The organism is Synechococcus sp. R50.1 (genome assembly GCF_047462115.1).
Taxonomy (GTDB): domain Bacteria; phylum Cyanobacteriota; class Cyanobacteriia; order Thermostichales; family Thermostichaceae; genus Thermostichus.
Window position 1 is genome coordinate 1 of sequence record NZ_JANSIN010000064.1, and the last position, 13,000, is coordinate 13,000.

12 protein-coding genes and 1 pseudogene are annotated in these 13,000 nt (G+C 58.2%); 7 read left to right on the top strand and 6 right to left on the bottom strand.

Annotated features, from left to right (window positions below; translation table 11 throughout):
• A pseudogene (locus tag NW870_RS12045) lies at window positions 1-473 on the top strand (IS5 family transposase); the annotation flags it as partial.
• Window positions 474-487: 14 nt separating this feature from the next.
• Here the strand turns inward: NW870_RS12045 and NW870_RS12050 are convergent.
• The 3 genes from NW870_RS12050 to NW870_RS12060 form a co-directional block, all read right to left on the bottom strand.
• Entirely contained in the window at window positions 488-2,050 is a 1,563-nt protein-coding gene (locus tag NW870_RS12050) for an L-aspartate oxidase (protein ID WP_414375468.1), read from the bottom strand.
• Between the two features lies 1 nt (window position 2,051).
• A complete protein-coding gene (gene nadA, locus NW870_RS12055; RefSeq protein WP_414375469.1) occupies window positions 2,052-2,990 on the bottom strand; it encodes a quinolinate synthase NadA in 939 nt (312 codons plus the stop codon).
• Between the two features lie 472 nt (window positions 2,991-3,462).
• Window positions 3,463-4,539, bottom strand: a complete 1,077-nt coding sequence (locus NW870_RS12060) for an ABC transporter substrate-binding protein (RefSeq protein WP_414375471.1) — start codon at window positions 4,537-4,539, stop codon at window positions 3,463-3,465.
• Window positions 4,540-5,110: 571 nt separating this feature from the next.
• On the opposite strand from NW870_RS12060, the gene upp reads away from it, so the two are divergent.
• The 3 genes from upp to NW870_RS12075 all read left to right on the top strand — a co-directional run bounded on the left by upp (window position 5,111) and on the right by NW870_RS12075 (window position 7,654).
• Entirely contained in the window at window positions 5,111-5,800 is a 690-nt protein-coding gene (upp, locus tag NW870_RS12065) for a uracil phosphoribosyltransferase (protein WP_414344397.1), read from the top strand.
• Between the two features lie 191 nt (window positions 5,801-5,991).
• Window positions 5,992-6,960 (top strand): HAD hydrolase family protein, encoded by a 969-nt coding sequence (locus NW870_RS12070; RefSeq protein WP_414375472.1) that lies wholly within the window; start codon window positions 5,992-5,994, stop codon window positions 6,958-6,960.
• Window positions 6,947-7,654, top strand: coding sequence for a tetratricopeptide repeat protein (locus NW870_RS12075; RefSeq protein ID WP_414375473.1), 708 nt, complete (start codon window positions 6,947-6,949; stop codon window positions 7,652-7,654). The genes NW870_RS12070 and NW870_RS12075 overlap by 14 nt, the downstream gene beginning before the upstream one ends.
• 85 nt (window positions 7,655-7,739) lie before the next feature.
• Here the strand turns inward: NW870_RS12075 and NW870_RS12080 are convergent, their stop codons facing one another.
• Both NW870_RS12080 and NW870_RS12085 read right to left on the bottom strand, forming a co-directional pair.
• Window positions 7,740-7,886 (bottom strand): hypothetical protein, encoded by a 147-nt coding sequence (locus NW870_RS12080; protein ID WP_187147235.1) that lies wholly within the window; start codon window positions 7,884-7,886, stop codon window positions 7,740-7,742.
• A 63-nt stretch (window positions 7,887-7,949) separates the two neighbouring features.
• A complete protein-coding gene (locus NW870_RS12085) occupies window positions 7,950-9,071 on the bottom strand; it encodes an LptF/LptG family permease (RefSeq protein WP_414358395.1) in 1,122 nt (373 codons plus the stop codon).
• 254 nt (window positions 9,072-9,325) lie between these two features.
• Here NW870_RS12085 and NW870_RS12090 point away from each other — a divergent pair, with 254 nt between their 5' ends.
• The gene (locus tag NW870_RS12090; protein WP_414375475.1) at window positions 9,326-10,795 is read left to right on the top strand and encodes a pyruvate kinase; all 1,470 of its coding nucleotides are present in this window, start codon (window positions 9,326-9,328) and stop codon (window positions 10,793-10,795) included.
• Here the strand turns inward: NW870_RS12090 and lptB are convergent.
• Entirely contained in the window at window positions 10,792-11,520 is a 729-nt protein-coding gene (gene lptB, locus NW870_RS12095; RefSeq protein ID WP_414344406.1) for an LPS export ABC transporter ATP-binding protein, read from the bottom strand. The genes NW870_RS12090 and lptB overlap by 4 nt on opposite strands.
• A gap of 227 nt (window positions 11,521-11,747) precedes the next feature.
• Here lptB and NW870_RS12100 point away from each other — a divergent pair, with 227 nt between their 5' ends.
• Together NW870_RS12100 and NW870_RS12105 are read left to right on the top strand one after the other, a co-directional pair.
• The gene (locus tag NW870_RS12100) at window positions 11,748-12,053 is read left to right on the top strand and encodes a hypothetical protein (RefSeq protein ID WP_414358409.1); all 306 of its coding nucleotides are present in this window, start codon (window positions 11,748-11,750) and stop codon (window positions 12,051-12,053) included.
• Window positions 12,054-12,220: 167 nt separating this feature from the next.
• The gene (locus NW870_RS12105; protein ID WP_414358407.1) at window positions 12,221-12,712 is read left to right on the top strand and encodes a pentapeptide repeat-containing protein; all 492 of its coding nucleotides are present in this window, start codon (window positions 12,221-12,223) and stop codon (window positions 12,710-12,712) included.
• Window positions 12,713-13,000: the final 288 nt, after the last annotated feature.

Consider the following 13,000-nt stretch of genomic DNA (forward strand, 5'->3'; position numbering starts at 1 on the left):
GATGTTCAAGTATTTTATTGACGACCCTGATTTAGAGCATCTCATTATTGATTCAACCATGGTTCGAGCGCACTCCTATGCTGCTGGAAAAAAGGGGAGCAAGCTTTGGGGAGAAGCCGGGGGGATACAGCACTAAGATTCATGTGAGTGTAGATAGGTTGGGAAATCCGCTGGAATTGAGGATAACTGGCGGAGAAAGGAACGATATTACTCAAGGGGAAGAATTGATAGAGGTCTGGCAGAGAGAGGATACCAATAAGTTGATTGAGAAGATAGGGGAAGCTCAAGCGGTTATTCCGCCTAAAAGAAATAGAAAGATGCAGCGGCATTATGACAATAAAGAAAGGCATTTAATCGAATGCTTTTTTCAAAAGTTAAAGCAGTACCGGCATCTATTTTCCCGTTTTGACAAATTGGCAAGAAACTTCTTGAGTTTTCTCTATCTCGTCAGTGCTCTCTTTTGGCTCAAATAAAAGATCAACACAACCTAGTTTGAATCGAAATGACTATGACGACAAAAAGTTGAACCACGCACCTCTGTATGGAAGGGCTCCCCTTCCTGGGGAAAGTCCTCGCGGAAATGGGCTCCTCGGCTTTCTTCCCGCAGCAGCGCCCCCTGCGCTACAAGACGGGCGAGCAAAAGCAGACTGCCTGCCTCAGCCTCTTCCCGGCTGGCCCAAGGCTTTTCCTGCAGGGGAAGTTCCTTGACAAAGGCCAGAAAAGCCCGCAGCCGTGTTCCCTCGCGCACAACGCCCAAAGCTTCCCCAACTCGCTGCCTCAGAGCCGGCACGATGGAGGGAGATGCCGCCAGAACGGGTAGCCTTTGCAGTCGCCGGGCGAAGCTCACCTCTCCCAAGTCTTGCAAGGCAGCCAAAGCAGCCCGCTTGCCCATAACCAGCCCCTCCAAGAGACTATTGGAAGCCAAACGATTGGCCCCGTGTAGCCCCGTGGAAGCCACCTCCCCGGCAGCATAAAGGCCCGGCAGTCCGGTGAAGCCGAAAGTGTCCGTTCGGATCCCACCCATCACGTAGTGAGCGGCGGGAACAACCGGCAGCAGATCCTTGGTGGGATCCAACCCCAAGGCGCGGGCAGAAGCAACAACGGTGGGAAAACGCTCCTCCAGATGTTCGACGACCCGCAGATCCAGGTAGGTTCCCCCTGTCTGCTGCCGCTCCCAGAAAACGGCTCGAGCTACCACATCCCGCGGCGCCAGCTCTCCCCGCTCCGCATACCGAGGCATGAAACGCTCCCCCAAGGCGTTGAGGAGAACAGCCCCTTCTCCTCTTACTGCCTCGCTCACCAGCGCTCCATTGGGCAAGGCCGTGGGGTGAAATTGCACAAACTCCAGATCCCTGAGAGTGGCCCCTGCCCGCCAGGCCAGCACCATCCCATCGCCGGTAGCTCCCGAGGGAGCTGTCGAGACGGGGAAGAGGCTGCCAAATCCTCCCGTAGCCAGGAGAACTGCCCCGGCCCTCACCTCCACCGGCCCTTCAGGGCCAAGAAGCAAGGCCCCCCCTACCCTGTCCCCCGCCAGCAAAAGGCTTAGGGCTGTGTAGCCCTGCAAAGGCAGCCTGTTGAGGCGAGCCAGCAAACCTCTCAGAAGCCACAGTCCGCTCCGATCCCCCCCCAAATGGCGTACCCGCGCTTGGGAGTGGCCCCCTTCCCGGACAGGTTGGGGATGGAAAGGAAGGCCCCAGCGCAAAAGTCTCTCCAGGTGCAAGGGTGCTTCCTCCACAATGGAGCGAGCCACCTTTTCTTCCACCAGGCCGCGGCCCGCTTGCAAGGTGTCTTGGATATGGGCTTCTACGTCCGCCTCATCCACAGGAAAAGCCACCCCACCCTGCGCCCAAGGGGTAGAGCCAGAGGGAAGGGGATCCTTGCTTACCACCAGAGTTGTCGCCCCCTGGGCTTCGGCCCACAGGGCTGCGTACACCCCCGCCACCCCCGCTCCCAGGATCAGCAGATCAGTTTGCCATCGCACTAGCGGTGCGATTTCCCTGCCGTAGGCATAGCACTCTTGCAGCAGCGCCACGTAGTCCTTGCGCTCCAATTTAAGCCCCGGCGGGCACTGCCAGCATGGCCAGGATGGAACGGCGAGCCTTCTCAGCCACCTCCTGGGGCACCTGGATCACGTAGCGCATCTCCTGCAGGGAGCGGTAAATCTTTTCCAAGGTAATCTTCTTCATGTACTCGCAGACGGCTTCTGCCTTGACAGGGATGAACGTTTTGTCTGGAGCTTCTTTCTTGAGCCGGTGAAGAATGCCCACCTCGGTGGCCACCACAAACTCGCGGCTTTCTGAAGCTTTGGCGTAGCGCACCATGCCCTCGGTGGAGAGCAGCTTGGCATCCGGTTTGAGGAAGAGACAGCTAGAGCCGCAACTGCACTCCGGGTGAATGAGGAACTCTGCTCCAGGGTGCTCTTCCACCATCGCCTTGAGGTGCTCTTCCCGGATGCCAACGTGCACGTGGCACTCTCCCGGAAAGAGATCCAGCTCCCTTCCGGTTACTTGAGCAACGTGGGCTCCCAGAAACATATCCGGCACGAAGAAGATGGGGCGATCCGGGGGCAGGCTGGCCACCACTTGAACTGCGTTGGCGCTGGTTACGCAGACATCTGCCAGAGCCTTGATCTCGGCAGCGGTGTTGACGTAGGCCACCACCAGGCCCTCAGGGCAGGCTGCCTTCCACCGCAGCACATCTTGCGGGCGAATGCTATCGGCCAAGGAACAGCCCGCCTCCAGATCCGGCAGCAGCACCGTCTTTTCCGGGTTAAGGATGGCAGCCGTCTCCGCCATAAAATGCACGCCCGCAAAGACAATCACCTGGGCGCTCGTCTTTTGAGCCTCCCGAGCCAGTCCTAAGGAGTCTCCCACAAAGTCCGCCACCTCTTGAACTTCGGGGAGCTGATACGAATGCGCGAGGATAACTGCCTGCCTTTCCTGTTTGAGCCGGGCAATCTCCTGGACGGTCACGTCAGCGTTGCGTAGCAATAGAGTTTCTCCTTATCATTCTCGACTTCTTGTCGCGACAGCGTTGCGTAGCAATAACGGCTTTGTTCCTCTGTAAGCTGGACGCGATCTGAGGACTTTGTCCCGCTAATGCGTTTGCAGGAGCAGCGCGCAGCGATAGCAGAAAGCGTATCTCCTGCAGTTGGCTGACTCTGCTTTAGCCAAGACGCTCGGAGAAGCCTTTCGCGGCGCTCGGTTGAGCTGGAGCTGGGCCTAGGTTGTTTTCCCAAAGTAGCATCGGTTGCGACGGCGTTGCGCAGCAGTAAAACAGCATCTAGCGAGGACTTGGCTCAGGTTGACATTCCCCCCTGCATAAAGGCAGGGGATTCTTTCAAGCACTCCGCGCCGTCATAGGCGTTCGCGAAAGCGTCGTGTAGCAATGAAGCAGAGGCCGTCCCAGGGGGCGGGGCTTGTTCGCTTTAGCAGCGCGGAGCGCTAAACCCGGTTTTCTTGGTCAGGCAGTGTAGTAGGCCGTGCCTTTGTTGACGAAGTCCAGCGTATAGGCAGCCCGGTAGTTGATGGTTGGCTCAAACACGCCGGCCACTGTCATGCTGTCGAAGAAGTCTTGCCAGCGTTTGTCGGTCATGGCGCCAATGCCTTTTTCCAACGCATCGCCGGACAAGATGATGCCGTACTCCTGCAATTTCTCGAAGCTGTAGGCCAACTGGGCATCGGTCATCTCCGGGTTGTCCTGCTTGATCAAGCGATAGGCCGGACGGGGATCCTCCAAGAAGCTGTACCAGCCTTTGATAGAGGCATCCACGAATCGCTCCACCAAGTCGGGCTTGGTTTTCACCAGTTGGCGACGGGTTTCGATGGTGGTGGCATAGGGTTTGTAGCCCAAATCCGCCAGGAGGAAGACCACCGGCTCAAATCCCCCTTCCCGTTGGATGGCAAAAGGCTCGGATGTCAGATAGCCTTGCTGAGCTGAGCTGGGATCCGCCAAAAAGGGGCCGGGGTTGAAGTTATAGGGGCGAACTTGGTCGTCGGTGAAGCCAAAGCGGGCCTTTAGGTAGGGCCAGTAGGTGGCAAGCCCCCCTTTCGAGACAAAGATAGGCCGGCCCTTGAGCTCTTCAAAGCGCTGGGTGCCGGGGTGGGTCATGATGATCTGCGGGTCTTTTTGAAAAATGGCCGCCACGCACACCAAGGGGATCCCTTCTCGCACAGCATTGATCACCCCTGTGCTTCCCCCCATGGCAAACTCGGCAGCTCCACCGGCCAAAACTTGGGTGATGTTGATGCCGGGGCCACCCATCTTGATGGTTACATCCAGGCCATGCTCGCGGTAGATGCCGGTCGCCACCGCCTGATAGAAGCCGCCATGTTCCGCCTGAGCATACCAGTTGGTAGCATAGGAAACGCGATCCAGGCCGGATCCCTGAGCCACGATCAGGGTGGGAGAGGGTTTGCGCTGAGCTTGGGCGCCCCCTGCCGCCAGCAGACCGCCCCCAAGGGCTGCGGCTCCCACTTTGAGAAGCTGACGGCGGCTCAGAGCCTTGGTGTTCGAGTCAGAGGGTTGAGACGAAGCCATAATCCATTCTCCCTAAGCTAATCCTTGCAAGGTGTGAGGGGGCCAAAGATGCAGGTACAGCCTATTGAGGGGCTACGGATACGGTTGTAAACCTACTTGTTCTAAACCTCATCGGAGTCAAGCCTCAGAAACACGATGTTTTGTATCCCTTAAGTTTTGTATCCCTTAATTTGTGAACAGGCTGTAACTTGCGACACCCCATTAAGCCAGAAACCCTTGGGCAGAGCGGTATCTCCGGCTACCGGCACTTGCAGACGAGAGCCATTGGCGTTCGGTTCCATCGGCGGGAGGCCAAGCTGCCCTGGGGCCAGCACCTCAGTTCGCAAATGGCAAGAGGAACAAAACCCGAAACCAGCCTTGCCCTGGTCTATCCCAAACCTGTAGCCACCGAACATGACCGGCGCTCGAAGTAACCTGCAGATCTCATTCTGCCGCAATCTTGCTGGGTCAAAGAGCCCCACCCCTTGAGCATTTGCCGGAGCTGTTGGCAATTTATCCCCGGTCGGGATGGAGTTGCGGCCAATTGGAGAGCTTGCTTTCTAGAGCTTGCTTTCTGCTAAGGCAACCCGCTATGCTACCGCCCAGATTGAGGCATTCTCCCGTGGCAAGTCAGCAGCTTCGTGTCTATGTCCCCCCTCACCCGCTCATTAAGCACTGGCTAACCGTGGCTCGGGATGCGGAGACGCCCATGCCCCTGTTTCGCACGGCCATGTCGGAGCTGGGCCGCTGGCTAACCTATGAGGCGATGCGGGAGTGGATCCCCACCCAAACCGTTCAGGTGCAAACCCCTTTGGAACCCGTTGCCGCGGAGGTCATCGCGCCGGATACCCTGCTGGGCATTGTGCCTGTATTGCGGGCTGGCTTGGCGATGCTGGAAGGCTGTCAGGCCCTTTTGCCCCAGGCGCGGATCTTTCACATTGGCATGGTGCGGGATGAGGAAACGCTGCAGGCCAGTTGCTACCTCAATCGCCTTCCAGAGCGGATCCCTGAGCAGATGCGCATTCTCATTCCCGAGCCGATGTTGGCCACCGGGGGCACGCTGCTGTGGGTTTTGGATGAGCTGAAAAAGCGGGGGGCGGATCCCAGCTTGGTCCGGATTGTCTGCGCATTGGCAGCGCCCCCAGGGTTACAGCGGTTGGGATCCCACTACCCGATGGTGCAAATTTTCTGCGCCATGATCGACGAGCGGCTGAACGATCGAGGGTTCATTTTGCCCGGGCTGGGGGATGCAGGGGATCGTGCCTTTGGCACAGAAAACTAGCCACTGACCCACTCAATCTGTCTGTCTTCTCTGCTGCTGGTTTTTGAGCCAAGATCTTCGGCGACACACGCATTCTGTAGTGCTCAATCGAGCTTTTACCACTTCTGGCGCACGGATTGCCCATTCACCCAGATGCTTTGAGGGAGAGCATTTGAGGCTAACCCCCCTCAGATTGGTCAAGCTATTGGATCATGGGTAATGTTGGCCGCTTCAGGGATCCCGGTCGCGCTACTTGCAATTCTGACGGGGCCAGCACCTTTTCCCTTCCTGCGCCTATGCGACTTGTCCTTACCAGTTTGGATGGCAGCTTGCTGGATCTGGAGTCCAACAGCTATGGTGCTGCCCGACAAGCCTTGGCTGCCCTAGAGCGCCGCTCCATTCCCTTGGTGCTCTACAGCCTGCGCACCCGTGCTCAACTGGAGCAGGTGCGGCGGCAGTTACGCCTGGAGCATCCGTTCATCTGCGAGGATGGATCCGCCGTTTACGTGCCTGAGCATTACTTCCCGGCGGGCATTCTGGATGAGCAGTGGCAACACCGACCGCCCTACTACGTGTATGCCTTGGGTCTGCCCTATTCTCGCCTGCGCAGCATCTTGCAACAGGTGCGCCAAGATTTCCACTTGGACTTGATCGGGTTTGGGGATTGGACTGCCTCTGAACTGGCCGCTGCCACCGGGATCCCTTTGGAAGAGGCGGAGCGGGCGCAGCAGCGAGAGTACAGCGAGATTTTCAGCTATTCCGGGGATCCCGAAACCCTACGGGAAGCTTTTGCCCAACAAGAGGCCAACCTCACCCAACATCTGCTGCGGGTGCGTCAGCTCCACTTCTCCAGCCTGCCGCAATGGTATCTGACCGGATGGATACGGCCAACGATGGCCGCAGAACCCAATTTCTCGCCGGGGGAGCAGGCGGTGCGGCGGCTGCTGGATTGCTATCAACGGCATTTGGGCCCTATCAAGGCTTTGGGCATTGGTTGTTCCCCGCCCGATGTGGCCTTTTTGCGGTGGACGGAGCAAAAAGTGGTGCTTCCCAGCCCAATTGCGGATAGCCTCTGGAGTGAGGCCCTGCCCCAATGGCAATTGGCTCAGCTCCCCGGCCCAGAGGGGTGGAATGAAGTGGTGTTGATGTGGTTGGAGGAAACAGATCATGGTGATGAATAAGCAGCAGAGCGGTTGTCAGGCTGTCCCCCTGGGCTTGAGAACGGCGGGATGCTTGCTGAGTTTGGCGATGGCCATGCCCGCCTACGCACAACCGCCCATGACCCTACTGACAGGAGAACCGACGGTCGCCCAACTGAAGGAAGACGGAGCCCGCTACCTGCAGATGGGCTTTCATACCTTGGCCATCAACGCCTACCGGAGCGCGATTGAACTGGAAGAAAAAACCTTGGTGCTGCCCAGCGAACGGGATCCCGATGTGCCTTTCAACCTCGGCTTGATCTACGCCCGTCAGGGCAAGCTGGCGGAGGCGCGCGCTGCCTTTCAACGCTCGGTAGAGGTGGATCCCAGTAGCTTTAAGGCCCGCTATCAACTGGCTTTGGTGGATCTCAAGCTGGGGAACCTGGCCGCAGCCAAAGAGCAGCTCACCCTTTTGGCCCATGCCGCCAGCAACCATCCGGAAACCCACAGCCATATTCAATCTTTACTGGCCACTCTGGAGTCTGTGCCCCTGCCCGGCCAACAAGGGAAAAACCCGGCTCGTCCTCCAGCCGTCGAGTCAGAAGCCGCCAAGCTCTTGCTCGAACCTCAGAAAACAGAAACAGCCGCCCTGCCAACTGCGACTGAAAAGAAAGGGCCAGAGGAAGAGAAACCCCTCTCGCTTCTGCAGCGGCTCCGCCAACAGGAGCGGGACTAGTTCTCTCTCGGCCCAGACTGACAACCCATGAAGGCATGTAGCTGGATGCCAGGGATCCCACTGGTCACCGGGCCTTGGGCTAGGCTCACCCCTTTTTGGGATCCGACTGAGAATCTTCGGGCTGGGGCCCTTTGGTGGTGAACACCGTGGTGAACATCATCAGCATGCCTCCCCCCAAAATCAGCAGGGCCAATCCTCCGAACATCCAATTCATCCAGGCTTGGATTTCCATGGGGGGCTCTCCAGAATGCATAGGCAACCCTGATCCTACATCTGGAAAAACGGTGCCCAGCAGCTATTGATTGGCTCGGTGAAGCAACCCCAGTCCTACGACGGCACAGATGAAGTTGGGCAACCAAGCCGCCGTTGCCGGCCCCAGCGTCCCAATTTGTCCCAGCGCCTGGGTGATGAACAGCAGCACATAGAAGGCAAAGATAATCAGCACACTGATGCCCAACCCCAAAGAGGAACCGGTGCGTTGCGGGCGCAATCCCAAAGGCACCCCAATCAGGGTGAACGCCAGACACGCAAAGGGAATGGCATACTTCTGGTTGAGGCTGACCTGTAGACGACGCACCCGTTGCAGATCGCCAGAGCTGGCAATCACTTCGATATAATGGTTCAGCTCTCGAATGTTCATTTCCTCAGGGCTGCGGATCTCTTGAGCCAGCTCCAGTGGTGCGCGAGGCAGGCGCAACTCCTGCCGGCTGAAGGTGGCAATGTTGCTGTAGGTGCCATCAGGAGAAACGATGTAGTTGGTGCCATCCTCAAACACCCAAAGATTCTCTTGGGGATCCCAGCGTCCCCGTTGGGCCAGCAGGATTTGGTTGAGCGCTTCGTTGGAAAAATCTAGGACGATAATGCCGCGCATTTGCTTCCCATCGAAGCTGCGGGCGTAGAACTGACGGGTTAGCCCTTGTCGCCGGGAAAAGGTGCCGTCCGGCTCAGGCATGAGGATCTCGCCAAATTCTTGGTAGAGGATATTCTCCCGCCGGAAGTCGGGATCCCGATTTAAAGCTCGATTCAAAGTCGTGGCCGCTTGGCGATTGCTCACCGGCACCACCAGCTCATTGAACAGAAACGTTAACGTCGTCACCAGCAAGCTGAGGACGAGGGCAGGCACCATGAGGCGGTAAAGGCTCACCCCGCATCCGCGCAAGGCCGTGATCTCGTTGTCGGCAGACAAGCGCCCATAGGCCAGCAACGTGGCCAGCAACATGGACATCGGGAACGTCAAAACGATGATCCCCGGCGCCCGCAACACAAACACCTGTAACGCCGCCGAAAGCGACAGACCCGCTTCCACCACCAGGCGCACCAGCTCAAACAGGGATCCCACCGCCATCACCAAGGTTGTGAAAGCTCCCACCCCAAAGAGAAACGGCAGCAGCATCTCCGAGAGGACATAGCGATCCATCAGGCCCACCGCGCAAACGAGGGAGAGCCTGTGGTCAGGCCGCTCGCGGGAACGGGCAGGAGGGAGAGAATGAAGTTTCACGCAACCCAAGGAAGTAGTAGGCAGGACAGCCGAAGGCTGTTAACGACTCTAGACCGGAACACTGGGCAATGAAAGGCTATCGCCTTCCTTTCTCAACCTAACCCGCCTATGATCGACCCCAAGTAAGCTCAGGCATAGAATTGGGCCGGGTTTGTCTTGGGAAGACTTTCGACATGGTTTCCTCCTCTTCCCCCTCCTGCAATCTTAGGAGTTTGCTGGAGCGGCTCCTGGAGCTGCGGCAGCAGGTTGTAGAGGGATCCCAGAAATACTTGGCCGCTTGGGGCTGCCTTACGAGCCCTCCTGCGGCCATCCACAACCTGGCGCGGTATCTGGCTCTGCGACAACAGGATCTGCGCAGCCTGCAGTTGGAATTGGCCGCCCTCGGACTGTCGTCGCTGGGGCGATGTGAATCACGGGTTTTGGAAAACCTAGATGCTGTGATTGCCGTTTTGGCAGCAACTCAGGGCTTAGCCTATCCGGCGCCCAGCTATGAAGAGTTTTATGCCGGGGATACGGCACTTGAGCAGCACGCCGAGGCTCTGTTTGGCCGTCCTTCCCCCCATCGCCGCGCCCGCATCATGGTGACCCTGCCCAGCGAAGCCGCCGAGCAGCCTGAGCTGCTGTTGCAGTTGTTGGAAGGGGGCATGGACGTAGCTCGGATCAACTGCGCCCACGATGAGCCCTCGGTTTGGGAGAAAATGCTGGCCCATCTGCGCCGAGCTGAAGCCCAGACCCAACGGCCCTGCAAGGTTTTGATGGATCTGGCCGGCCCCAAGATCCGCACCGGCACGGTGGTCATGCCCCCAGATAAACCTAAAGTGTACCGGGGGGATCGGATCCTTTTGACTCCTGATGTCACCGAGGTCAACTCGGATATCTCCTGCCAAGTGACCTGTACCTTGCCGGCAATTTTGGGACAACTGCAGGTGGGGGCAACCGTTTGGATTGATGACGGGAAGATCGGCGCCCGCGTGGTGAGGGTCGAGCCAGCAGGAGTTGTTCTGGAGGTGGAAAAAATTTCCCCCCAAGGCAAGAAGTTGCGGGCCCAAAAGGGCCTTAATTTCCCCGATAGCCAGCTTCAGATCCAACCCCTAACCGACAAAGACTGCCAAGACTTACACTTTGTGGTTCGGCATGCCGATTTGGTGGGCTATTCCTTTGTCCAGAAGCCCGACGACTTGCACCTGCTGTTTTCTGAGCTGGAGCGGCTGGAGGCCCGGCCCGACTTGGGATTGATCCTCAAAATCGAAACCCAACAGGCCGTGAAAAACCTGCCTGCCCTCATTGCGACCGCCGCAAACCGCAGGCCCCTAGGGGTGATGATTGCCCGCGGCGACCTGGCTGTGGAAATGGGTTGGCTGCGCTTAGGCGAGATCCAAGAGGAACTCCTGTGGATTTGTGAGGCAGCCCGCGTGCCGGTGGTTTGGGCTACCCAGGTGCTGGATCAACTGACCAAGGAGGGTTTGCCCTCACGAGCCGAGCTTTCCGATGCAGTGATGTCCGCCTGCGCCGAATGCGTGATGCTCAACAAGGGCCAGTATTTGCTGGAGGCGGTCGCCCTCCTCGATGAGCTGCTGGCCCGTATGCAGACCCACCAACACAAGAAAAGCCAACGTCTGCGGGCTCTGTACTCTTGGCGCTAGAGGCGGAACTTCTCTCCTAGGTAATACTTGCGCACCAAGGGATCCGCTGCCAACTCAGCAGAAGTGCCTTTGGCCAGGATTGCCCCGTCGTTGAGGATATAGGCGCGATCGGTGATCTCCAGAGTCTCCCGCACGTTGTGGTCGGTAATCAACACGCCGATGCCCCGCTGCTTCAGCTTGGCCACCACCTCCTGAATATCCGCCACCGCAATGGGATCCACCCCCGCAAAAGGTTCATCCAGAAGCAGAAATTTCGGCCCGTGGATCCCAGCAGCCAAGGCACGGGCGATCTCCGCTCGGCGACGCTCCCCCCCTGATACCTGTAGGCCCAAGCTGTGGGCGACATGGGCGATGCGAAACTCCTCCAGCAGTTGGTTGAGCCGCTGCTGCCAAAGGCGACGGGGCACCCCTGTTTGCTCCATGATCAGCAGCAGGTTGTCTTGAATGCTGAGGCGACGAAAAATACTCGGCTCCTGGGCCAGGTAGCCGATCCCCAATTGGGCACGACGATGCATGGGCAGGTGGGTAATATCTTGGTCATCCAACCAGACATGGCCTCGGTTCGGCTGGATCAGGCCGGTCATAATGTAGAACGTGGTGGTTTTCCCCGCCCCATTGGGGCCCAGCAGCCCGACGATCTCCCCCTGCTGAATGTTCAGGCTGACGTCGCTCACCACCTCACGGCGGCCATAGCGCTTACAGATGTTTTCTAAGTAGATCTGCATAGGGCGCTGATCAATGCTCACCGATTCTGAAAGGGGCTTCTCGCCCAGACAGGGATCCTGTAGTAAGTGTCTCTCCCGAAGATGCCCCAAATCTTGCCCACAATCCAGAGAGATCTGAGCAGAATTGATCCCCTCAGGCTGACCCTGGAAGTCTTCGATACTATCATCATGACGGCGTACTGTAACTGGTTGCACCACCGCTTCAGGATGGGATCCCTGGCCTTCCCATGCTCCGCTGCCCAGACTGCTCTTGGCTCAACCCCGACTCCGATTATCGCTGTCGCCGCTGTGGGCACTTTTTGCGCCATCGCCCGCTTCCTGTTGCCGGGAAGGGATCCCAGCTCAACCCAAGAAGGCCAAACACCAACCCTGCCGACTGGCGGGAAATCCGCTGGGATCGCGTCCTGACTTCATCGGCGATACTCGGGGTTTTGGTGGGGTTGGGGCAACTGTCTTGGCATTGGGTACAACCGCTGCTGAGAGATCCACCCCTTCCCAGTGTTGGCAACGGCCCGGCAGCTTCGGGACGATAGGACTCCAAACGCCATCGCGCCTTAAGAGAGCTTGTTATCAGGTGGGCCAGACAAACCTGTGGAGTGGCCGAAGTCGGCAGATGCCACTATCATGTGACCAACGCAGAACAACCCCGCTCTGCTGTGTCCCTTCACTTAAACCTTCAAAATTGCGAGGCTTGGTAACCATGAACCTCAATCTCAAAGTTCCCGCCATTTGGGCACTGCTGACCACGGCGGCCTTGGCTTCCACTGCCGCAGCCACAACCTACAACTCTTGTTTCATGCGCTACCTCACGGCTTCCCGAACCTGTCCTAATTGCCGCCTGGGATCCATTGAGCTGAGCAACTTGGATCTGGCGGAAGCCAATTTCAGCGGCTCCGATCTGATCGAGGCTAATTTGGAGCGCACCATCTTGACAGGTGCCGATCTCAGCCAGTCCTACCTGGTGGGAGCCAATTTGCGACGGGCCCAATTGAGCGGAGCCAACCTGAGTGGCGCTTACCTGGAGGGAGCGGATTTGCGGGGGGCCAACCTCCGGGGGGCCGATCTCTCTTCTGCATCCCTGTACGGCGCGGACTTGCGGGGGGCCGATCTGCGCGATGCCAATCTAGTTGGGGCTGACCTGCGCTTTGCTCGCACCTGGGGCGCACGCCTGCAGGGCGCCGTTCGGGAGTAGCGCAAGAGGCCGAGGTTACAAAAAACTGGATCCAAAGCCCCGCCCTTCCAGGGCGGCTTTGTGTAGCTTTGCTAGCAGCGGTAGGGTAGTCAACGGCTATAAAAGCTCGACAGTTTCCAACTAGAACACTGCACCCACACCTATCACCCTAGCCTGAGACGACCATAGCCGCAACTTTTACTCAGTAAATAACCCCCCAGTGATGGGGGGCGGTGGTGGGCCTGGCACCGAGCTAGGTTGCCAGCAGGTCACCCTGCCAGTAGATTCGCCGCTGATGCGTTTCACGTC